The organism is Azorhizobium doebereinerae UFLA1-100 (assembly GCF_000473085.1).
GTDB lineage: Bacteria > Pseudomonadota > Alphaproteobacteria > Rhizobiales > Xanthobacteraceae > Azorhizobium > Azorhizobium doebereinerae.
In genome coordinates this window covers 544,556-567,151 of the sequence record NZ_AXBA01000001.1, presented here as the reverse complement: position 1 = coordinate 567,151, position 22,596 = coordinate 544,556, and the positions used below count along the sequence as shown (strand labels likewise).

The window sequence follows — 22,596 nt, the reverse complement described above, 5'->3', positions numbered from 1 at the left end:
GGCCGGATGGTAGCCCACAGGCCTCCCGCCTTGTACCTGAAAAGTCCCACGGCTTCCGGACGGGCGCCCCCGCGTGGGAGATTGGGGGTGGATATGATGATGGCTTGATCCATCGAAACCGGCCAGCAAGAGGACGGACGGCGCGAGGGACGGGCTCAATCCGGCAGATCAATCAGCTCGTCGGGCTTGGCATAAGCGGACAGCGCCTCGCGGCGCAGGATGTCCACCCGGCTGCCCTTGGTCTGGACGCCATGATCCGCGAGGGTCGCGAAGGCGCGGGACAGATTCTCCGCCGTCATGCCGAGGCGGGCGGCCAATGTCCGTTTTTCGCAAGGCAGTTCGAGCGCGCCGGTCCGCCCCTGCTCGTCCTCGACCCTTAATAGCCAGTTCGCGAGGCGCTCGGAGGCGGTGCGCAGCTTGAGGTTCTTCAGGTCCCTGACCGTGCGGCGGTAATCCCGCGCCAGTTCCATGACCACGGCCCGCATGAAGGCGGCATCCGTCTCCATTGCGCCCCGCACTTTCGCGGCGGGGATCATCNGCACCTGCGATTTCTCCAGTGTGCGGGCTGACTGTAAGTAGACCTGATCGTTGAGTACGGCGGCCAGGATGAAGAGCCCGACGGGCCGCACCAGCTCGATGGTGGTTTCCCGACCGCCGGTGGTGGCGAACATCTCCACCATCCCATCCACGACCACATGCAGGAAATCGGCCCGCTCCCGTTCCTGGATCAGCACCACGCCTGGCGGAAACCGCTGGAGATAGGCGACATCCAGGAGCCCGGCGAACGCCTCGTCCGCCATGCTGCGGAACAGGGCGAGTTCCCGCACCGCCGTGGCATCTTCGAGTCTCATTTCCAAGCCTCCCGCGCCGCTACGCATTCTCGTAGTCAGATTGATAATTATCAATCAAAGTATATTAGAAAGTCAAATGCATAGATTATAAAAGTCAATCTATGCCCGATTAAACAGCAATCGTCTGATAAATTGCTTCCTCTATTTAAGAATTCTGATTCAAATCAAGGTTTGCGAAGGGGGGTAACGAGAGCGTGTGCCGGCGCGGAATGATGCGCATACGGCTTGAGAGCGAACATGCCAGCTATCCATGATGTCGACCGAGGCGAGCAGCGCAGAGCGCTCGCCATGAGCACGGTGGCCTTCACCGTGTGCTTTGCGGTCTGGACCATCTTCTCCATCATCGGCATCTCCATCCGCAAGGAATTGGGGCTGAGCGAGACCCAGTTCGGCCTGCTGGTGGGCACGCCCATCCTCACGGGCTCGCTGATCCGCGTGGTGCTCGGCATCTGGACCGACCGATACGGCGGCCGGGTCGTCTTCACCGCCACCATGCTGGCGGCCGCCGTGGCCACCTTCCTTCTCTCCCACGCCACCACCTATACCCAGATGCTGGTGGCGGCGCTGGGCGTGGGTATCGCCGGCGGCTCGTTCGCGGTGGGCGTCGCCTATGTGTCGCGCTGGTATCCGGCGGGCAAGCAGGGCACGGCGCTCGGAATCTTCGGCGCCGGCAACGTGGGTTCGGCGGTCACCAAGTTCCTTGCCCCCTTCGTGCTGGTCGCCTTCGGCTGGCAGATGGTGGCGCAGGTGTGGGCGGCTGCCCTCGTGGTGATGGCGGCCATCTTCTGGTTCACCACCAGCGACGACCCCATCCATGCCGAGCGGCGCCGCACCGGCGAGCATCCCAAGAGCGCATGGCTCGAGCTCGAGCCGTTGAAGAACGTGCAGGTCTGGCGCTTCGCCATCTATTACTTCTTCGTCTTCGGCGCCTTCGTCGCGCTGGCGCTGTGGCTGCCGCAGTATCTCATCAACGTCTACGGGCTCAACATCAAGACGGCCGGCATGATCGCCGCCTTCTTCTCGGTGCCGGCGAGCCTGTTCCGTGCCTATGGCGGTCATCTCTCCGACGTCTATGGCGCGCGGCGGGTGCTCTACTGGACCTTCCTGGTGGCGATCGGCGCCACCTTCGTCCTGTCCTATCCGCCCACCGACTATGTGGTGCACGGGGTTAACGGCCCCATCGCCTTCCACCTGGAGATGGGGCTCGTCGGCTTCACCGTCACGGTGTTCGTGCTCGGCTTCTTCATGGCGCTGGGCAAGGCGGCGGTCTACAAGCACATCCCGGTCTATTATCCGGACCATGTGGGCTCCGTGGGCGGCCTCGTGGGCATGATCGGCGGCCTCGGCGGCTTCATCCTGCCCATCCTGTTCGGCGTGCTGCTCGACCTGACCGGCCTCTGGACCAGCTGCTTCATGGCGCTGTTCCTGCTGGTGTCCGGCGCCCTCGTGTGGATGCACATCGCGGTCCGGCAGATGGAGCGCGAGGCCGGCGGCGAGACGCTCGCCCGCCTGCCTGAGCTTCCCGAGATGCAGGGCATGCCCGAGCCGGTGGCCACGCCCAAAGCGTCGGGCGCCGTCCTCACCGACTGGCGGCCGGAAGATCCGGAGTTCTGGGCGAAGACCGGGCGTGCCATCGCCCGACGCAACCTGTGGCTCTCCATTCCGGCGCTGCTGCTCTCCTTCGCCATCTGGCAGGTGTGGTCGGTGGTGGTGGCCAAGCTGCCGCTGGTTGGCTTCACCTACACCACGGACCAGCTGTTCTGGCTCGCCGCGCTGCCCGGCATCTCAGGGGCGACGCTGCGCATCTTCTACTCCTTCATGGTGCCCATCTTCGGTGGGAGGCTGTGGACGACGCTGACCACCTGGTCGCTGGTCATCCCGGCGCTCGGCATCGGCTATGCGGTGCAGAACCCGGACACGCCCTATGTGGTGCTGCTGATCCTCGCCCTGCTGTGCGGCTTCGGCGGCGGCAACTTCTCCTCCTCCATGGCCAACATCTCCTTCTTCTTCCCCAAGGCGGAGAAGGGCAACGCGCTGGCCCTCAACGCCGGCCTCGGCAACCTCGGGGTGAGCGTGGTGCAGTTCGTGGTGCCGCTCGTCATCACCGCCGGCGTGTTCGGCTGGCTGGGCGGTGATCCGGCCATGGTGAAGGGGCAAGGCGGAGCCGCGCCGCTGTGGCTGCAGAACGCGGGCTTCGTGTTCGTGCCCTTCATCGTCCTGTCCGCCTTCGCCTCCTGGTTCGGCATGAACGACATCGCCGACGCCAAGGCCTCGTTCGCGGAGCAGGCGGTGATCTTCCGCCGCGCCCACAACTGGATCATGTGCTGGCTCTACACCGGCACGTTCGGCTCCTTCATCGGCTATTCCGCGGGCTTCCCGCTGCTGGCGAAGGCGCTGTTCCCGGATGTGAACGCGCTGCAGTTCGCCTTCCTCGGCCCGCTGGTCGGCGCCCTCTCGCGCTCCGGTTCCGGCTGGCTCGCGGACAAGTACGGCGGCGCCCGCGTCACCATGGTGGCCTTCGTGCTGATGATGGTCGGCGTGTCGGGTGTGCTGTGGTTCATCGGCATCAAGGACCAGTCGGGCGCCTTCTGGGGCTTCTTCGCCTCCTTCCTGCTGCTGTTCTTCGCCACCGGCGTCGGCAATGCCTCCACCTTCCAGATGATCCCCGCGATCATGACCAAGGAGATGACCCGCCTGATGCCGGACGCCGACGCCGAAGCCCGCCGCAGGCAGGCGGAGAAGGAGAGCGCCGCGATCACCGGCTTCACCGCCGCGATCGCAGCCTTCGGCGCCTTCTTCATCCCGAAGGGCTACGGCACCTCCATCACCCTCACGGGCGGTCCCGAGGCGGCGCTCTGGGCCTTCCTGATCTTCTACGTGAGCTGCCTCGTCCTCACCTGGGCCGTCTACACCCGCAAGGGCGGCCTCCTCCACGACGTCGAGCGCGCCAAGCGCGGCGCCGCCATCCATCCGGCCGCGGCCGAATAATCAAGGGCGAGATAGATGTCTCATTTCCTCGATCGCCTCACCTTCTTCAAGAAGACCGTCGATGAGTTTTCCGACGGGCACGGCATCGTCACCAACGAGGACCGTTCCTGGGAGGACGGCTACCGCAAGCGCTGGCAGCACGACAAGATCGTGCGCTCCACCCATGGCGTGAACTGCACCGGCTCGTGTTCGTGGAAGATCTACGTCAAGGGCGGCATCGTCACCTGGGAGACCCAGCAGACGGACTATCCGCGCACCCGGCCGGACCTGCCCAACCACGAGCCCCGCGGCTGCGCCCGCGGCGCCTCCTACAGCTGGTATCTCTACTCCGGCGCGCGGGTGAAGTACCCGATGATCCGCGGTCGCCTGCTCAAGCTCTGGCGCGCCGCGCGGGCCAAGCTGCCGCCGGTGGCCGCCTGGGCGTCCATCGTCGAGGATGCGGACAAGCGGGCGTCCTACATGGGCGTGCGCGGCCATGGCGGACTGGTGCGGGCCACCTGGGACGAGGTCAATGAGCTCATCGCCGCGGCCAATGCCTATACGGTGAAGACCCACGGGCCGGACCGGGTGATCGGCTTCTCGCCGATCCCGGCCATGTCCATGGTTTCCTATGCGGCGGGCTCGCGCTATCTCTCGCTGCTCGGCGGCGTGTGCATGTCGTTCTACGACTGGTATTGCGACCTGCCGCCGGCCTCGCCTCAGACCTGGGGCGAGCAGACCGACGTGCCGGAGAGCGCGGACTGGTACAACGCCGGCTTCATCATCGTCTGGGGCTCCAACGTGCCGCAGACCCGCACGCCGGACGCCCATTTCTACACCGAAGTGCGCTACAAGGGCACGAAGAGCGCGGTGGTGAGCCCGGACTATGCTGAGGCCACCAAGTTCGCCGACATCTGGCTCAATCCCAAGCAGGGCACGGATGCGGCGCTGGCGCTGGCCATGGGCCATGTGATCCTGCGCGAATACCATGTCGACCGGCAGGTGCCCTATTTCGAGGACTATGCCCGCCGCTATTCGGACATGCCCTTCCTGGTGCGCCTGACCGAGAAGGACGGGCGCCTGGTGCCCGAGCGCATGCTGCGCGCCTCCGACCTCGTGGGCGGCCTCGGCGAGGCCAACAATCCCGAATGGAAGACGGTGGCCGTCGACGAGACGAGCGGCGAGCTCGTCGCGCCGCTGGGCTCGGTCGGCTATCGCTGGGGCGAAGGCGCCAAGTGGAACCTGGAGCAGAAGGACGGCTCCGGCCGCGACGTGCGCCTGCGCCTGACCCTGAAGGGCACGGACGCCGACGTGGCGCCCGTCGACTTCCCCTATTTCGGCGGGCGGGCGACGGAGCACTTCGTCTCCACCACGCACGGCGAGATCCTCACCCGCAACGTGCCCGTGCGCACGCTCACCGGCGCGGACGGCCAGCCGATGCGGGTCGCCACCGTGTTCGACCTGATGCTGGCCAACTACGGCCTCGACCGGGGCTTCGGCGGCGGCAACGTGGCCACCAGCTTCGATGACGACGTGCCCTTCACCCCCGCCTGGGCGGAGAAGGTCACCGGGGTGAAGCGGGACGCCATCATCACCGTGGCGCGCGAGTTCGCCACCAATGCGGAGAAGACCAACGGCCGCTCCATGGTGATCCTGGGTGCTGGCCTGAACCACTGGTACCATATGGACATGGCCTACCGGGGGATTATCAACCTCCTGGTGTTCTGCGGCGCAGTCGGGCAGTCCGGCGGCGGCTGGTCGCATTATGTGGGCCAGGAGAAGCTCAGGCCGCAGACCGGCTGGCAGCCGCTGGCCTTCGGCCTCGACTGGAGCCGCCCGCCGCGGCACATGAACTCCACGTCCTTCTTCTATGCCCACACCGACCAGTGGCGCTACGAGACGCTGACCGCGGCGGAAATCCTCTCGCCCACCGCGCCGGAGGGCGACTGGGGCAGCAGCTTCATCGACTACAACGTCAAGGCCGAGCGCATGGGCTGGCTGCCCTCCGCGCCCCAGCTCAAGCAGAACCCGCTGGCCCTCGCCGCGCAGGCGAAGGCGGCCGGGCTCGAGGCCAAGGACTTTGTGGCCCAGGGCCTGAAGTCCGGCGCGCTGGAGATGTCCTGCCGCGATCCCGACGACCCGGCCAACTGGCCGCGCAACATGTTCGTCTGGCGCTCGAACCTGCTCGGCTCGTCGGGCAAGGGGCATGAGTATTTCCTCAAGCACCTGCTCGGCACCACGCACGGGGTGATGGGCAAGGACCTTGGCAACGAGGGCGCGGTGCGCAACCGCGAGGTCGCCTGGCACGACGAGGCGCCGAAGGGCAAGCTCGACCTGCTGGTGACCCTGGACTTCCGCATGTCCACCACCTGCGTCTACTCGGACATCGTGCTGCCCACGGCCACCTGGTACGAGAAGAACGACCTCAACACCTCGGACATGCACCCCTTCATCCATCCGCTCTCCGCGGCGGTGGCCCCGGCTTGGGAGGCACGCACCGACTGGGACATCTACAAGGGGCTGGCCAAGACCTTCTCGGAAGTGGCCGGCGAGGTGCTGGGCGTGGAGGAGGATGTCGTCCTGCTTCCCATCCAGCACGACACGCCCGCCGAAATGGCGCAGGCGCTGGACGTCAAGGACTGGGCCCAGGGCGACGTGGAGCCCATTCCGGGCAAGACCATGCCGTCCGTCACCGTGGTGACGCGCGACTATCCTCACCTCTACGACCGCTTCACCGCCCTCGGCCCGCTGCTCGACAAGCTCGGCAACGGCGGCAAGGGCATCTCGTGGAACACCGGGCATGAGGTGGCGGCGCTCGGTGCGCTGAACGGCGTGCGCGAGAGCGGCGCGGCCGCAGGCCAGCCGAAGATCGAGACCGACATCGACGCCGCCGAGGTCATCCTCATGCTGGCGCCGGAGACCAACGGCGAGGTGGCGGTCAAGGCCTGGGAGGCGCTCTCCAAGGCCACTGGCCGCGAGCACGCCCACCTGGCGCTGCCCAAGGAGGACGAGAAGATCCGCTACCGGGACATCCAGGCCCAGCCGCGCAAGATCATCTCCTCCCCCACCTGGTCCGGCATCGAGAGCGAGAAGGTCTGCTACAACGCAGGCTATACCAATGTGCACGAGCTCATTCCCTGGCGCACGCTCACCGGGCGTCAGCAGCTCTACCAGGATCATCTCTGGATGCGGGCCTTCGGCGAGGGCTTCGTGACTTGGAAGCCGCCGGTGGACCTGAAGACCATTGCCGGCGCCAAGGGCGTGAAGCCCAACGGCAACAAGGAGATCGTGCTCAACTTCCTGACCCCGCACCAGAAGTGGGGCATCCACTCCACCTATACCGACAACCTGCTGATGCTGACGCTCAACAGAGGCGGCCCGGTGGTGTGGATCTCGGAGACCGACGCCAAGGCGGCCGGCATCGTCGATAACGACTGGGTGGAAGTGTTCAACATCAACGGCGCGCTGACCGCCCGCGCCGTGGTCTCCCAGCGCATCCAGGAGGGCATGATGCTGATGTATCACGCCCAGGAAAAGATCGTGAACACGCCGGGGTCCGAGATGACCGGCAACCGCGGCGGTATCCATAATTCGGTGACGCGGGTCGTCCCCAAGCCCACCCACATGATCGGCGGCTACGCCCAGCAGGCCTACGGCTTCAACTATTACGGCACCGTGGGCGCCAACCGCGACGAGTTCATCGTCGTCCGCAAGATGGCCGAGGTCGACTGGCTCGAAGGCCCGCTCGCGCCCGATCAGACCCAGACCAACGCGCCGATGGAGGCTGCAGAATGAAGATCCGTGCCCAGATCGCCATGGTGCTGAACCTCGATAAGTGCATCGGGTGTCACACCTGCTCCGTCACGTGCAAGAACGTGTGGACCAATCGCGAAGGCGTCGAATACGCCTGGTTCAACAATGTCGAGACCAAGCCCGGTGTCGGCTACCCGCGCGAGTGGGAGAACCAGGCCAAGTGGAACGGTGGCTGGCAGCGCAAGAAGAACGGCCGCATCGAGCCCAAGATGGGCGCGAAGTGGCGTATCCTCGCCAATATCTTCGCCAATCCGGACCTGCCGGAGATCGACGATTATTACGAGCCGTTCACCTTCGACTATGAGCACCTGCACACAGCGAAGGAGAGCAAGGCGTTCCCCACCGCCCGCCCGCGCTCGGCCATCTCCGGCGAGCGCATGGAGAAGATCAACTGGGGTCCGAACTGGGAGGAAATCCTCGGCGGCGAGTTCGAGAAGCGTTCGAAGGACGTGAATTTCGAGGCCGTGCAGAAGGAAATGTACGGCCAGTTCGAGAACACCTTCATGATGTACCTGCCGCGCCTGTGCGAGCACTGCCTCAATCCGGCGTGCGCGGCGGTGTGCCCCTCCGGCGCCATCTACAAGCGCGAGGAGGACGGCATCGTCCTGATCGACCAGGACAAGTGCCGCGGCTGGCGCATGTGCGTGTCGGGCTGCCCCTACAAGAAGATCTATTACAACTGGTCTTCGGGAAAGTCCGAGAAGTGCATCTTCTGCTATCCGCGCATCGAGGCGGGACAGCCGACCGTGTGCTCGGAGACCTGCGTCGGCCGCATTCGCTATCTCGGCGTGGTGCTCTACGACGCTGACGGCATCGAAGCCGCGGCCAGCATGCCGGACGAGAAGGACCTCTACGAGGCGCAGCTCAAGCTGTTTCTCGATCCCAAGGATCCGGCGGTGATCGCCCAGGCGCGGGCGGACGGTGTGCCGGAGGCGTGGCTCGACGCAGCCCGCCATTCCCCGGTGTGGAAGATGGCGATGGAGTGGAAGATCGCCTTCCCGCTCCATCCCGAATACCGCACGCTGCCGATGGTCTGGTACGTGCCGCCGCTCTCGCCGATCCAGTCGGCGGCCGCCGCCGGCAAGATGGGCGTCAATGGCGACATGCCGGATGTGCGCTCGCTGCGCATCCCGCTGCGCTACCTCGCCAATCTGCTCACCGCCGGCAATGAGGAGCCGGTGGCCCTGGCGCTCGAACGCATGCTCGCCATGCGCGGCTACATGCGCGCCAAGACCGTGGACGGGCGTCTCGACGAGCGCATCGCCGCCGAGGTCGGTCTCAGCGGAGCGGCCATCGAGGAGATGTACCAGGTGATGGCGATCGCCAATTACGAGGATCGCTTCGTCATCCCCACCGCGCACCGCGAATGGAGCGAGGACGCCTACGACCTGCGCGGCTCGTGCGGCTTCTCCTTCGGCAACGGCTGCTCGGGCGGCTCGTCCGAGACCAACCTGTTCGGCACCCGCCAGACACCCAAGGCGCGCAATCCGATGGAGGTGGCGTGATGGCCGATGCTGTGGAACATCTCACCTTTAAGGCGCTGTCCGCGCTGCTGAGCTATCCGGACGCGCGGCTGGTCGCCGCGGTGCCGGAGATCGAGGCCGCGCTGGCCGCCGACGGGCTGCTGGACCGGCGTGCCTGCGATGCGCTCGGCCCGCTGTTCGACGGGTTGCGGACCCGCGACCTCTACGATCTGCAGGCGGATTACGTCGAGCTGTTCGACCGCTCGCGCAAGCTCTCGCTGCACCTGTTCGAGCATGTGCACGGCGAGAGCCGGGATCGCGGCCAGGCGATGGTGGATCTCGCCGCGCTCTACGAGGCGGGCGGGCTGCTGCTCGCCGCCAACGAACTGCCGGACTATCTGCCGCTGTTCCTGGAATATCTCGCCACCCGGCCGCTCGGGGAGGCGAGGGGGCTGCTGGCCGACACCGACCACATCCTGGCGACGCTCGAGGAGCGGCTCGCCGGCCGCGACACGCCTTACCGCGCCGTGATCGCGGCGGTGCGCATCGCCGGCGGCGCGGCTGCCGCCGACGTTGGGACCCCGGACCTCGATGACGGCGAAACCGCCGCGGACGACCTGCGCGCGCTCGATGCCGCCTGGGAGGAGAGCGCCGTGGTGTTCGGGCCGGGCGAGGCCCTGGGCGGATGCTCCGTCGACCGGCTGCGCACGCAAATACGGGCCGGCGCGCGCGACGCGCGCACCGCCACTGCTTGAGGGAGACGAACCATGTCCTCTGCCATCAATTCAGCGCTCTTCGGCTGGTATCCCTACCTCTGCCTCACGGTCTTCCTGCTGGGCAGTCTGGTGCGGTTCGACCGCGAGCAATACACGTGGAAGACCGGCTCGTCGCAGTTGCTGCGCCGCCGCCAGCTGCGCCTCGGCTCGAACCTGTTCCACGTGGGCATCCTCATCATCTTCGTCGGCCATGCCGCCGGCCTGCTGACGCCCATCTGGGTGTTCGACATGCTGGGCATCAGCCATTCCTTCAAGCAGGGCCTCGCCATCACCGTGGGCGGCCTTGCGGGCGTGGCCTGCTTCATCGGCATCTCGCTGCTGGCTCACCGCCGGCTGTTCGACCCGCGCATCCGCGCCACGTCGAGCTTCGGCGACACTGCCATCCTGCTGCTGCTGTGGCTGCAACTCACCCTCGGCCTCTCCACCATCTTCGTCTCGCTCGGCCATATGGACGGGCATGAGATGGTGAAGTTCATGAACTGGGCCCAGGGCATCCTCACCCTCCAGCCCGCCGCGGCGGCCTATGTGGCCGACGTGAATCCCATCTTCAAGGCGCACCTGCTGCTGGGCATGACCATCTTCCTGGTCTTCCCCTTCACCCGCCTCGTGCATGTGTGGAGCGCGCCGGTCTGGTATCTCGGCCGGCCCGGCTATCAGGTGGTGCGCACGCGGTTCGCCCACGGGGCGCGGCAGGGGATGGGCCACGCCCAGCAACGTCCGGCGTCCGCACCCGCGGTTCGTCCGGCGCCTGCCCTGACCGTTCGCCGGCCTGCGGAGTGAGTGCCATGGTGACCTTTGTCGTCGATCACAATGCCAAGCACGCCGGACAGGACGCGGCCCACCCGCACGAGCACGCGCCGCTGGTGCGTGACACCACGCCCTCGAAGGAGCGCGTGACCATGCCCGCCGTCAGCGTCAACGGCGTGTCCATCTCCCGCAAGGCAATTGCCGCCGAGGTGCAGAACACCCCGGCGCGGACGCCGGCCGAGGGGTGGCGCGCCGCCGCCCGGGCGCTGGTGGTGCGCGAACTGCTGTTGCAGGAGGCCCGGCGGCTGGAGATCCCGGTCGACCAGCAGCTGGACACGGACGGGCGCCGCGAGACCGAGGAGGACGCGCTGATGCGCGCCTTGCTCGAACAGGAGGTGCGCACGCCCGTCGCCGACGAGGAGGCCCTGCGGCGCTTCTATGCCAACAATCTCCGGCGCTTCGTCTCACCCGCTTTGTGGGAGGCGGATCATATCCTGTGCGCCGCCCGCCGCGACGACGTGGCGGCCTTTGCCGCCGCGCGGGAAAAGGCGGCGCATCTCGCCGCCGAACTCGCCGTCGCGCCGGACCGCTTCGATGCGCTCGCGCGGGCCCATTCGGACTGCCCGTCGGCGGCGGTCGGCGGTAGCCTCGGCCAGATCGGGCCGGGCGACACCACGCCCGAATTCCAGGCGGGGCTGGCCGGCCTCGCGGCCGGCGAGATCTCGGCCCCGGTGGAGACGCGCTACGGCGTCCACCTGATCCGCGTTCACCGTCGCATCGAGGGGCGGCAACTGCCGTTCGAGGCGGTGCGGGAACGGATCGCCGCCTATCTGGAAGATCACGTGGCCCGCTCGGCCTATGCCCAGTACGTCTCGCTGCTGGTCGGCCGGGCGGACATCAAGGGCGTGGCGCTCGACGGCGCCGACAGCCCGCTCGTGCAATAGGGGAATGGCATGCTCGGCGCGCTCATCGCCGCGCTCGACGACCCTGAGGTCTCGGCGCGTCTCCTCTCCGCTCTCGATGCGCCGGGTCTCTCCACCCGGCTGAATGCCGCTTCCGCAGCCGACGGCCGCACCCCGCCGGAGATGATGGCCGCGCTGGTGTGGAATTTCCTGGATACGGCCACCGACGATCATTTCGTCCAGCTCATCGGCATCATGAACCGTGCCGAGGATCCCGGCCTTGCCGCGGTGCGGGCCATCCTGGCCGCCGCGCTGCCGGAGGAGGCGGCATGAGCGGCTGCGGTCTCATCGACACGTTCGGGCGGCGGATCACCTATCTCCGGCTTTCGGTCACCGACCGCTGCGACCTGCGTTGCGTCTATTGCATGTCCGACGACATGACCTTTCTGCCGCGCAGCGAACTGCTCACGCTGGAGGAACTGGACCGCCTCGCCTCGGCCTTCGTGGCCCGGGGCGTATCGAAGATCCGCCTCACCGGCGGCGAACCACTGGTGCGCAAGGGCGTGCTCGACCTCGTCGCCGGCCTCTCCCGTCATCTCGCCGGCGGCCGGCTCAGGGACCTGACCCTGACCACCAACGGCAGCCTGCTGGCGCGCGATGCCGAGGCGCTGGCCCGCGCCGGAGTGAAGCGGGTCAACGTCTCGCTGGATACGCTGGATGCGGCGCGCTTTCGCGCCATCACCCGCCGCGGTACGCTGGGGGTGGTGATGGAAGGCCTGCTGGCGGCGGAGGCGGCGGGCCTCAAGGTGAAGATCAACGCCGTGGCCCTGAAGGGCAGCACGGAGGACGAGATACACGATCTCATCGCCTTCGCTCACGGGCGCGGCATGGACCTGACTCTCATCGAAACCATGCCGCTCGGCGACGTGGGCGAGGACCGCACCGACCGATACCTGCCCCTGTCCGACCTGCGCCGGATCATCGAGCGGCGCTGGACCCTCACCGACACGTCCGAGCGCAGCGGCGGCCCGGCGCGCTATGCACGCGTGGGCGAGACCGGCGGTCGCATCGGCTTCATTACGCCGCTGACGCATAGCTTCTGCGAGACCTGCAACCGGGTGCGCGTCAGCGCCAAGGGCGTGCTCTACACCTGCCTCGGGCAGGAGGAACAGGTGGATTTGCGGGCGCCGCTGCGGGCTTCGGAAGGCGATGACGCGCTGCATGCGGCCATCGATGCCGGCATTCGTGGCAAGCCGCGCGGCCACGATTTCGCCATCGCCCGCAACGGCGCACCCGCACTGGCGCGGCATATGTCCGCGCTCGGAGGCTGAGACATGGTGCGCATCGGGATCCTCACCATCTCCGACCGCGCGAGCCGCGGCGACTATGCCGATCTCGCCGGGCCCGCCATCGAGGAGTGGCTCGCCCATGCCATCGCCTCGCGCTGGGATCCGGTCCGGCGGGTCATTCCCGACGGCGTGGAGAGCGTGCGCGCCGTCCTCTCGCACATGGCGGACGTGGAGCAGCTTGACCTCGTCCTCACCTCCGGCGGCACCGGCCCGGCGCCGCGCGACCTCACGCCGGAGGCGATGCGGATGGTGATGGAGAAGGAACTGCCGGGCTTCGGCGAAGTGATGCGGCAGGCGAGCCTCAGGGACGTGCCCACGGCCATCCTGTCGCGCCAGACCGCCGGCGTGCGCGGCACGACGCTGATCATCAACCTGCCGGGCAAGCCGGCGGCCATCGACACCTGCCTCTCGGCGGTGTTTCCCGCCGTGCCCTATGCCCTCGATCTCATCGGCGCCGGACGGATCGAGACCAATCCCGCCGTGATCCAGGCGTTCCGGCCGGGATGAGGATCGACCATCATGGATGATGTTGCCTTCGCCCGTGCGCTGCATGTGATCGCCGTGGTTCACTGGATCGGCGGCCTGTCCTTCGTGACCTTCGTGCTGCTGCCGCTGGCGCGGGCGCTGACCGGGGTCCAGGGCGCGGCGCTGGTGGAACTGGTGGAACGGCGCTTCGTGGCGCAGGTGCGGCTCTCGGTGCCGCTCGCCGGGGCCACGGGCTTCTGGATGGTCTATCGCATGAACCTGTGGAGCCGCTTCCACGAGCCCGCATATTGGTGGATGGGCACCATGGTCGCGTTGTGGGTGGTGTTCATGCTGCTGCTGTTCGTAATGGAGCCGCTGCTGCACCGCATCGTCGAGCGCCGGGCGCGGCGGCAGCCGCAGGTCACGCTGCTGCGCATGAGCCGTCTCCACGAGGCCCTGCTTGCGGGCGCGGCGATCACCATTCTCGGGGCGGTCGCGGGTGCGCACGGCCTGTTCTTCCCATGAAAGGGCGTGCCGCATGAGACAGGCAGCGGAGGCGCGCCGGCCGTTCGGCGGCGCGGACCTGTGGAGCCGCGGCTTCCGGCCGTTCTTTCTGGCCGCCGGGCTCTGGGCGGCGGCGGCGATCGCCGTCTGGCCGCCGTTCTTCTCCGGCGAGATCACCATTCCGACCGCCTTCCCGCCGCTGGACTGGCACGTCCATGAGATGATCTACGGCTTCGGCGCCGCGGTCATCGCCGGCTTCCTGCTGACGGCGGTCCCCAACTGGACCGGGCGCCCGCCTGTGGCCGGGCGCGCCCTCGTCGCGCTCGCCGCACTGTGGCTTGCGGGACGCGGCGCGGTGTTCCTGTCGGCGAAGATCGGCTGGCTCGCGGCGCTCGTCGTCGACTGCGGGTTTCTGCTCGTCCTGGCCTGCGTGATCGGCCGGGAGGTGGTGGCGGGGCGCAACCGGCGCAATGTGAAGGTGGCTGGCCTCGTGCTGCTGCTGGGGCTGGTGAATGCGGTGTTCCATCTGGAGGTGGCCCTGGAGGGGACGGCGGTGGTGTCCGGCCGCGCCGCCGTTGCCCTGCTGATCTTCCTGATCCTGTTGATCGGCGGCCGCGTGGTGCCGAGCTTCACCCACAACTGGCTGGCCGCGCGGGGCATCGCGCAGCGGCCGGTTCCGTTCAACCGGGCCGACGGCATGGTGATGGCGCTGTCGGGCGCCGCCTTGGCACTTTGGGTGGCATTGCCGCATGACCGGCCGACGGGGGCGCTGCTGCTGGCCGCCGGCGGCGCGAATCTTTGGCGGCTGTCGCGCTGGCAGGGCTGGCGCACCGGCTCGGACGGGCTGGTGCTCGTTCTCCACATCGGTTTCCTGTTGGCCGCGGCCGGCTTTCTGGCCGCCGCCGCCCATGCCTTCGCGCCAGGGGCAATCCCGGTCGCTTTCGGCATCCACGTCTGGGCCATCGGTGCCATCGGCACCATGACGCTCGCCATCATGACCCGGGCGACGCTCGGGCACAGCGGACAGGCCCTGAAAGCCTCCCGCGCCACCTTGGCGAGCTACATGCTCGTCGCCGTCGCGCTCGCCCTACGCCTCGCCATGATCTTCGCGACCGGTTGGACCGTCCCGTTGATGTATCTGGCCGCGTCGGCCTGGGTTGCGGCCTTCGTGGTCTTCGCGATCGGCTACGGACCGTATTTCTTCAATCGCAGGGGCTGAGCCGCGCGGCTCCCCGGAAACGAAAAGGCCGGGCGCGAGCCCGGCCTTCTCTTGCCCTGTGCGGGTCGCTCAGTGGCCTTCCGCCACAGCCGGAACGCCGTGGCCCGCGGGCTCGGCGTGCGCGATGGGCTCCACCGTGCCGTGATGGGTCAGCGGCCGGTTGCCGGCGAGGCGCCGCAGCAGCACGTAGAACACCGGCGTCAGGAAGATGCCGAACACGGTCACCCCGATCATGCCCGCGAACACCGCGACACCCATGGCATGGCGCATTTCCGCGCCGGCGCCGGTGGAGGTGACGAGGGGCACCACGCCCATGATGAAGGCGAGCGAGGTCATCAGGATCGGCCGCAGCCGCAGCCGGCTCGCCTCGATCGCCGCCTCCACCGGCTTGAGGCCGGTGAATTCCAGCTCGCGGGCGAATTCCACGATCAGGATGGCGTTCTTCGCCGACAGGCCCACCAGCACGATCAGGCCGATCTGGGTGAAGACGTTGTTGTCCCCGCCCGAGTACCAGACGCCGGTCATGGCGGCGAGCAGGCCCATGGGCACGATCATGATGATGGCAAGCGGCAGGGTGAGGCTCTCATACTGCGCCGCCAGCACCAGGAAGACGAGGAAGATGGAGAGCGGGAACACCCACACCGCCGAATTGCCGGCGATGATGTCCTGGTAGGTCAGTTCGGTCCACTCGAAGCCGAAGCCCTTGGGCAGGGTCTCGGCCGCGATCCGCTCCACCGCCGCCTGCGCCTCGCCCGAGGAGAAGCCGGGCGCGGCGCCGCCGTTCACGTCGGCGGAGAGGAAGCCGTTGTAGCGCATGGCCCGTTCCGGCCCGGCGGACGCCTTCACCTTCAGCAGGGCCGAGAGCGGGATCATCTCGCCGCTGCTGGAGCGCACCTTGAGCTGGCCGATGTCGTCCGCGCGGGCGCGGTACTTCGCGTCCGCCTGGACACGCACCGTGTAGGTGCGGCCGAAGGTGTTGAAGTCGTTCACATAAGACGAGCCGAGATAGATCTGCAGCGTGTTGAAGACGTCGGTCACGGCGACGCCGAGCTGGCGGGCCTTGACCCGGTCGATGTCGGTGTAGAGCTGGGGCACGTTCACTTGGTAGGAGGAGAACAGGCCGGCCAGCTCCGGCGCCTGGGCGGCCTTGGCCATGAACGCCTTCACGGCCTGGTCGAGGGCGGCATAGCCGAAGCCGGCGCGGTCCTCGATCTGGAGCTTGAAGCCGCCGATCGTGCCCAGCCCCTGCACCGGCGGGGGCGGGAACATGGCGATGATGGCTTCCTTGATGCCCGCATACTTGCCGTTGAGCTGCATGGCGATGGCGCCGCCCGACAGCTCCGGCGTGCGCCGCTCCTCGAACGGCTTCAGGCTCACGAACACGATGCCGGAGTTGGAGGAATTGGTGAAGCCGTTGATCGACAGGCCGGGGAAGGCGATGGCCGATTCGATGCCCGGCGTCTTCATGGCGATGTCGCTCATCTGCTGGATCACCTCTTCCGTGCGGTCGAGGGTGGCGCCGTCGGGCAGTTGGGCGAAGCCCACCAGATACTGCTTGTCCTGCCCCGGCACGAAGCCGCCCGGCACCTGCTTGAACACCCCCACGGTGAGCGCCACCAGGCCGAGATAGACCACGAACATCACCCCCTTGCGGGAGATGACGCCCTTCACCCCACGGCTGTAGGCGCGCGAGGAACGGCCGAAGAAGGCGTTGAAGCGGCGGAAGAACCAGCCCAGGCCGGCATCCATGATCCGGGTCAGGCGGTCCTTCGGCGCGTCATGGCCCTTCAGCAGCAAGGCCGCGAGGGCAGGGGACAGGGTCAACGAGTTGAAGGCCGAGATCACCGTCGAGATGGCGATGGTCAGGGCGAACTGCTTGTAGAACTGGCCGGTGAGGCCGGTGATGAAGGCCAGCGGCACGAACACGGCGATCAGCACCAAGGCGATGGCGATGATCGGGCCGGACACTTCCCGCATGGCGCGGTAGGTAGCCTCGCGCGGGGCGAGCCCGGCCTCGATGTTGCGCTCGACGTTCTCCACCACGACGATGGCGTCGTCCACCACGATGCCGATGGCCAGCACCAGGCCGAACAGCGTCAGCGCATTGATGGAGAAGCCGAAGGCGTACATCACCGCGAACGTGCCGACGATGGAGATCGGCACCGCAAGCAGCGGGATGATCGAGGCGCGCCACGTCTGGAGGAACAGGATCACCACCAGCACCACGAGGGCGACGGCTTCCAGCAGGGTGTGCACCACCGCGTCGATCGAGGCGCGCACGAACTGGGTGGTGTCATAGACGATGGAATAATCCACGCCCTCGGGCATGTTCTCCTTGATCTCCGCCATCACCCTGCGGATGTTGTCGGCGATCTCGATGGCGTTTGAGCCGGGCGCCTGGAACACCGGCACCGCCACAGCCTGCTTGTTGTTCAGCAGCGAGCGCAGCGAATAATCCGCCGCACCGAGTTCGATGCGCGCGATATCCCTGAGCCGGGTGATCTCGCCATTGGCGCCGGTCTTCACGACGATGTCGCCGAATTCCTCCTCGCTCTGCAGGCGGCCCTGGGCGTTCACGGTCAGCTGGAGATCGACGCCGGGGATGCCGGGCGAGGAGCCCACCACGCCGGCGGCGGCCTGGACGTTCTGGGCGTTGATCTCATTGACCACATCGCTGGCGGAGAGGCCGCGCTCGGCCACCTTCTGCGGGTCGAGCCAGACGCGCATGGAATAGTCGCCCGAGCCGAACAGCTGCACGTCGCCCACGCCATTGATGCGGGCGAGGCGGTCCTTCACGTTCAGCACCGCGTAATTGCGCAGGTACGCCATATCGTAGCGCCCGTTGGGCGACAGCAGGTGCACCACCAGCATCAGGTCGGGCGAAGACTTCACCGTGGTGATGCCGAGGCGGCGCACGTCCTCCGGCAGGCGCGGCTCGGCCTGGGAGACGCGGTTCTGCACCAGTTGCTGGGCCTTGTCCGGGTCGGTGCCCAGCTTGAAGGTGACGGTCAGTGTCATCAGGCCGTCGGTGGTGGCCTGGCTCGACATGTAGAGCATGCCTTCCACGCCGTTGATCTGCTCCTCGATGGGCGTCGCCACCGTCTCGGCGATCACCTTGGGGCTGGCGCCGGGATAGTTGGCGCGCACCACGATCTGCGGCGGCACCACCTCGGGATATTCGGAAATCGGCATCACCCTGAGCGCCAGCAGGCCGCCGAGGAAGATGAGGACGGAGAGAACGCCCGCGAAGATCGGGCGGTCGATGAAGAATTTGGACAGGTTCATGGCAGCCTCTCGCCCACCAGCGGGGCTCGGATCGGATCAGCGTTGCGCCACGTCCGCCGTGCCCGAAGCGGGGCGGCTGGAGGCGACGGTCATGGGGACGATTTCGGGGGTCACCAGCGCGCCGGGGCGCACCTTTTGCAGGCCGTTGACGATGATGCGGTCGCCATTGGCGAGGCCGGCGGTGACGATGCGCATGCCGTCCAGTGCCGGGCCGAGGGCCACTTCGCGATAGATCGCCTTGTTGTCGGCGCCGACCACGAAGACGAACTTCTTGTTCTGGTCGGTGCCCACCGCCCGCTCGCTCACCAGCAGGGTCGGGGCGGTCTTGGGCTGGCCCATGCGCAGGCGCACAAACTGGCCGGGGATCAGCTCGCCGTCCGGATTGTCGAACACCGCCCGCACCCGGATCGTGCCGCTCTTGGCGTCGATCTGGTTGTCGATGAGCTGCATGTGGCCCCGGCGGAGCACGGCGTCGTCATTGGCGGTGAGCATGTCCACCGGGATGCGCGCCACCTGCGCCTGGGTGCGGGGGCCGCCGCCGATGGCGCGCAGCGCCTTCAGCACCGACTGCTCGTCGGCGGAGAAGCCGGCGTAGATGGGATCGAGCGAGACCAGCGTGGTCAGCAGCGGCCCGGTGCCGCCGGCGGTGACGAGGTTGCCCGCCGTGATCTCGATCTTGCCGACGCGGCCGGAGACCGGGGCGCGGACCTCCGTATAGTCGAGGTTCAGCTGGGCGGCGCGCAGGGCCGCCTGGGCGGCCTTGAGGTTGGCTTCCGCCGAGCGACTGGCGTTCAGGCGCTCGTCGAGATCGCGCTGGGCCACGGTGCGGTTGTCGAACAGACGCTGGCCGCGCTCAAGGTCGCTCTTGGTCAGCGCGACCTGGGCCTCGGCAGCCGCCATCTGGGCCTGGAGGCGGTCCACCTCGGCGGCATAGGGCGCGGGGTCGATGGTGATGAGGGAATCCCCCGCCTTCACCAGCTCGCCCTCGCGGAAATGCACGTTGAGGATGGCGCCGGCGACGCGCGAGCGCACCTCCACCCGCTCGATGGCCTCCAGGCGGCCAGAGAATTCGTCATAGGGGGCCACGTCCTGGGTTTCGACGATGGCCACCGACACCGGCACGCCGGCGGGGGCGGTCGCGGCGACGGCGTCACCGGCCACGGCCTCGGTGCGGGGCAGGCCGGACGTCACCACATAGGCGCCGCCGACCACAGCAAAGGTCATTGCCGCGCCGAGCAAACGGGCGCGGAGAGATGTGCGAGACATGATGTGGCCTCCTCGGCCGGACGATTTAACGAACTGGAACGGGGGGACCGGCCACGGCTGCCGGGGCGAAGGCCGCGGGGTCCGACATGAACGCAGCGAACAGGGTCTGGACGGTGTGCGTCCACCCGGAATGGCGGCCGCGCGCGCCGGGCGCGGTCTCGGGCTCGGCCAGCGCTTCCGGCCATCCCGTGGGGCCCGGCAGGACATGGACGAAAGCGTCGACGCCGGCCTCCTTGAGCCGGGCGACATAGGCCACGGCCTCGTCGCGCATGGGGTCGTCCGCGCTGGTGATGACCAGCGCCGGGGCGATGCCGGCGAGGCGGGACGCCCCGAGCGGCGCCGCATAGGGGTGAGACGCCTTGTCGGCGGTGCCGAGATAGGTGCGCCAGCCGTCCGCCCAGCGGCAGCCCACCGGCCCCGCATCCGCCGCGCGCAGGGACTGGGTGCCGAGCTGCGGGTCCAGCATGGGCGAGAGCAGGATCTGCCCGGCCAGCGGCGGGCGCTGCTGGTCCCGCGCCACCAGGGCGAGCGCCGCCGCCAGGTTGCCGCCGGCTTCCTCGCCGGCGACGAAGACGCGGGACTTCTTCGCCCCCCAGCGGGTGCGGTTGTCATGCACCCAGTTCAGGGCGCCATAGGCCGCCTGAAGCGTATGCGGAAAGGGCTGCTCGCAGGCGAGCGGATATTCCGCCGACACCACCGTCGCCCCGGCCTGGGCCAGCAGGCAGGCGATGGTCACGCCGCAATCCAGCGTCCCGTCCACGAACGTGCCGCCGTGCAGGTGCAGCGCGATGGGCGCGCCCCGGCGGGCGTTGTCGGCGGGATAGATCCGCACGACCATGCCGGCGGCCGGGCCGTCGGCAATGCGCTCTTCGTGACGGGTGGTGTCCATGGACCGGCGCCTTTCGCAACAGTCCCGCCGTCGCTTGCATGCGACACCGAGCCCCTGCGGCCTTTTGCGATGCGGTAGAATTAAGCTGGATCGATCGGGGAATAAAGCCGCTGGATGTGACTTCATTGTTTCTGTATGGGAACAATGAACGTGTTTTCAATTTTGCGGGGTGGTGCCGCATGGACCAGTTTGCTGCGATGCGATCCTTCATCGGCGTGGTGGAGGCGGGGACCTTCAGCCGCGCCTCGGCGGTGCTGCGGGTGCCCAAGCCGACCCTCACCAAGCAGATCCAGACGCTGGAGGCGCACCTGCGCACCAAGCTGCTGAACCGCACCACGCGGCGCGTGACGGTGACGCCCGACGGGGCGGCCTATTACGAGCGGGCGGTGCGCCTCCTGGCCGACCTCGACGAACTGGACAGCTCCATGGCCCTGTCCCAGGCCAAGCCCCAGGGGCGGCTGCGCGTGGATGTCAGCGCGGCGCTCGCCACCATGGTCCTCATCCCCGCCTTGCCGGATTTTCACGCGCGCTATCCCGACATCCATATCGATCTCGGCGTCACCGACCGCTCCGTGGATCTGGTGGCCGAGAATGTGGACTGCGTGATCCGCGCCGGCCATCTGGCGGACCAGTCGCTGGTGGCCCGCAGGATCGGCGAGATGTACCTGATGTATGCGGCGGCCCCGTCCTATCTCGCCCGCTATGGGGCGCCGTCCCATCCCCGCGACCTGGAGAGCACCCATCCGATCGTCGGCTATTTCAACCCGCGCGTCGGGCGGCTGATGCCGCTGTCCTTCACCGCCAATGGCGAGGAACCGCTGGAGATCACCGGCCGCTACGTCCTCGCCGTCAATGACAGCAACGCCTTCATCACGGCGGCGCTGAACGGGTTCGGCGTGGTGCAGATGCCCACCTTCATGGCCCAGCCGCATCTGGAGAGCGGCGCCCTGGTGCCGGTGCTGGAGGCCTGGCGCGTGGAGCCGAAGCCCCTCTATGTAGTGTTTCCCCCGACGCGGCACCTGAGCAACCGGCTGCGGGTGTTCGTGGACTGGATCTCGGAGATCGTCGCCACCGATTTCGCCGCCCGCCCGCCACGCTAGACGTCCGCAGCCTGCGGGGCCGTCTGCGCGATGAAGGCGGTGGTGTGGGCGATGAAGGCGTCGAGCAGGGCCTTGCCGACCGCCGGAAACCGCCGCTGGGCCGAGTAGACCGCCGCGAACTCGAAATTCACCCGCGGCTCGAAGCGGCGGATGGCGATGCCGCGCCCATTGAATTCATGGGCGGTGAATGGATCGCACACGCTGATCCCGAGCCCGGAGGCGACCAGGCCGCAGACGATGCCGGTGAGGCGCGTTTCCGCCCGCACCACCGGGCGCACATTGTTCATCTCCAGCATGCGGTCGACCCGCATGCGGGACAGGCCGCCCAGCTCCAGCGCGATGAAATCCTGCCCTTCGAGATCGGCGGCGTTGAGTTCGTGCTTCGCCGCCAGCGGATGGTCAGACGGCAGGACCGCGACCATGGCGGCGGTGGGCATGGGGTGGGCGACGACGGCGGCGTGCGCCAGCGGCCCCATGACAAAGCCCAGGTCGCATTCGCCCGACAGGACCTGTTCCAGCACCAGATGCGAGCCGAGGCCGCTCAGCGCCAGATCCATGCGCGGCTTGTCCTTCAGGAAGCCGCCGACGAAGCGGGGCAGGAAGCCGTTCATGAGCGCGGGCATGGAGGCGATGCGCAGTACGCCGGCCCGCCGCTCCTTCACCTCGTGCGCCACCTGGGCGATCCGCTCCAGGCCGACGAAGGAGCGCTCCACCTCGGCGAACAGGGTGAGGCCCTCGTTGGTGGGCACCAGCTTGGTGCCGTGCCGCTCCAGCAGCCGCAGGCCGAGGGCGGCCTGAAGATCGCGCAGCATGCGGCTGACGGCGGGTTGGGTCACGCCCATCAGCGCCGCCGCGTCGGTCACTGTGCCGGCCACCATGATGGCGCGGAACGCCTCGATCTGCCGTGGATTCAGCCAAGCCAAGGGCTCGTGCTCCGAAGGAAATGCCGTTCTCCATAACATATCGTTATGAAGAATGATTCCAAATGCATTTGACGCCC

At 67.8% G+C, this 22,596-nt stretch carries 17 protein-coding genes; 12 read left to right on the top strand and 5 right to left on the bottom strand.

Annotated features, from left to right (window positions below; genetic code table 11):
- Nucleotides 1-155 precede the first annotated feature (155 nt).
- Nucleotides 156-851 (bottom strand): cyclic nucleotide-binding domain-containing protein, encoded by a 696-nt coding sequence (locus YU1_RS0102290; protein ID WP_029002702.1) that lies wholly within the window; start codon nucleotides 849-851, stop codon nucleotides 156-158.
- A 237-nt stretch (nucleotides 852-1,088) separates the two neighbouring features.
- On the opposite strand from YU1_RS0102290, the gene YU1_RS0102285 reads away from it, so the two are divergent.
- The 11 genes from YU1_RS0102285 to YU1_RS27500 all read left to right on the top strand — a co-directional run bounded on the left by YU1_RS0102285 (nucleotide 1,089) and on the right by YU1_RS27500 (nucleotide 15,056).
- Nucleotides 1,089-3,839 (top strand): nitrate/nitrite transporter, encoded by a 2,751-nt coding sequence (locus tag YU1_RS0102285; protein WP_156921906.1) that lies wholly within the window; start codon nucleotides 1,089-1,091, stop codon nucleotides 3,837-3,839.
- A 15-nt stretch (nucleotides 3,840-3,854) separates the two neighbouring features.
- Nucleotides 3,855-7,613 (top strand): nitrate reductase subunit alpha, encoded by a 3,759-nt coding sequence (locus tag YU1_RS0102280; RefSeq protein ID WP_029002700.1) that lies wholly within the window; start codon nucleotides 3,855-3,857, stop codon nucleotides 7,611-7,613.
- Nucleotides 7,610-9,136, top strand: a complete 1,527-nt coding sequence (gene narH, locus YU1_RS0102275; RefSeq protein WP_029002699.1) for a nitrate reductase subunit beta — start codon at nucleotides 7,610-7,612, stop codon at nucleotides 9,134-9,136. Before YU1_RS0102280 ends, narH begins: the two co-directional genes overlap by 4 nt.
- Complete coding sequence (narJ, locus tag YU1_RS0102270) at nucleotides 9,136-9,849, top strand: nitrate reductase molybdenum cofactor assembly chaperone (RefSeq protein ID WP_029002698.1); 714 nt, start codon at nucleotides 9,136-9,138, stop codon at nucleotides 9,847-9,849. The genes narH and narJ overlap by 1 nt, the downstream gene beginning before the upstream one ends.
- 12 nt (nucleotides 9,850-9,861) lie before the next feature.
- Complete coding sequence (narI, locus tag YU1_RS0102265) at nucleotides 9,862-10,650, top strand: respiratory nitrate reductase subunit gamma (protein ID WP_029002697.1); 789 nt, start codon at nucleotides 9,862-9,864, stop codon at nucleotides 10,648-10,650.
- 119 nt (nucleotides 10,651-10,769) lie between these two features.
- On the top strand, nucleotides 10,770-11,561 hold the full coding sequence (locus tag YU1_RS0102260; protein ID WP_051356382.1) for a peptidylprolyl isomerase: 792 nt from the start codon (nucleotides 10,770-10,772) through the stop codon (nucleotides 11,559-11,561).
- Between the two features lie 9 nt (nucleotides 11,562-11,570).
- Entirely contained in the window at nucleotides 11,571-11,852 is a 282-nt protein-coding gene (locus YU1_RS0102255) for a hypothetical protein (protein ID WP_029002695.1), read from the top strand.
- Nucleotides 11,849-12,850 (top strand): GTP 3',8-cyclase MoaA, encoded by a 1,002-nt coding sequence (gene moaA / locus YU1_RS0102250; RefSeq protein WP_029002694.1) that lies wholly within the window; start codon nucleotides 11,849-11,851, stop codon nucleotides 12,848-12,850. The genes YU1_RS0102255 and moaA overlap by 4 nt, the downstream gene beginning before the upstream one ends.
- A 6-nt stretch (nucleotides 12,851-12,856) precedes the next feature.
- Nucleotides 12,857-13,375: a molybdopterin adenylyltransferase gene (gene mog / locus YU1_RS0102245; protein ID WP_029002693.1), complete on the top strand. Its 519-nt coding sequence runs from the start codon at nucleotides 12,857-12,859 to the stop codon at nucleotides 13,373-13,375.
- A 12-nt stretch (nucleotides 13,376-13,387) separates the two neighbouring features.
- Nucleotides 13,388-13,858: a membrane protein gene (locus YU1_RS0102240; protein WP_029002692.1), complete on the top strand. Its 471-nt coding sequence runs from the start codon at nucleotides 13,388-13,390 to the stop codon at nucleotides 13,856-13,858.
- The gene (locus YU1_RS27500; RefSeq protein WP_245263203.1) at nucleotides 13,833-15,056 is read left to right on the top strand and encodes an NnrS family protein; all 1,224 of its coding nucleotides are present in this window, start codon (nucleotides 13,833-13,835) and stop codon (nucleotides 15,054-15,056) included. The genes YU1_RS0102240 and YU1_RS27500 overlap by 26 nt, the downstream gene beginning before the upstream one ends.
- A 69-nt stretch (nucleotides 15,057-15,125) precedes the next feature.
- Here the strand turns inward: YU1_RS27500 and YU1_RS0102230 are convergent, their stop codons facing one another.
- The 3 genes from YU1_RS0102230 to YU1_RS27490 are packed head-to-tail and all read right to left on the bottom strand — an operon-like array spanning nucleotide 15,126 to nucleotide 20,496.
- Nucleotides 15,126-18,341: an efflux RND transporter permease subunit gene (locus tag YU1_RS0102230; protein ID WP_029002691.1), complete on the bottom strand. Its 3,216-nt coding sequence runs from the start codon at nucleotides 18,339-18,341 to the stop codon at nucleotides 15,126-15,128.
- 36 nt (nucleotides 18,342-18,377) lie between these two features.
- On the bottom strand, nucleotides 18,378-19,607 hold the full coding sequence (locus tag YU1_RS27495; RefSeq protein WP_051356370.1) for an efflux RND transporter periplasmic adaptor subunit: 1,230 nt from the start codon (nucleotides 19,605-19,607) through the stop codon (nucleotides 18,378-18,380).
- A 25-nt stretch (nucleotides 19,608-19,632) separates the two neighbouring features.
- Entirely contained in the window at nucleotides 19,633-20,496 is an 864-nt protein-coding gene (locus YU1_RS27490) for an alpha/beta hydrolase (protein WP_051356369.1), read from the bottom strand.
- Between the two features lie 179 nt (nucleotides 20,497-20,675).
- Here YU1_RS27490 and YU1_RS0102215 point away from each other — a divergent pair, with 179 nt between their 5' ends.
- Nucleotides 20,676-21,596: a LysR family transcriptional regulator gene (locus YU1_RS0102215; RefSeq protein ID WP_029002690.1), complete on the top strand. Its 921-nt coding sequence runs from the start codon at nucleotides 20,676-20,678 to the stop codon at nucleotides 21,594-21,596.
- Here YU1_RS0102215 and YU1_RS27485 read toward each other — a convergent pair.
- A complete protein-coding gene (locus YU1_RS27485; protein WP_051356368.1) occupies nucleotides 21,593-22,519 on the bottom strand; it encodes a LysR substrate-binding domain-containing protein in 927 nt (308 codons plus the stop codon). The two genes, YU1_RS0102215 and YU1_RS27485, sit on opposite strands and share 4 nt — an antisense overlap.
- Between the last annotated feature and the right edge of the window lie 77 nt (nucleotides 22,520-22,596).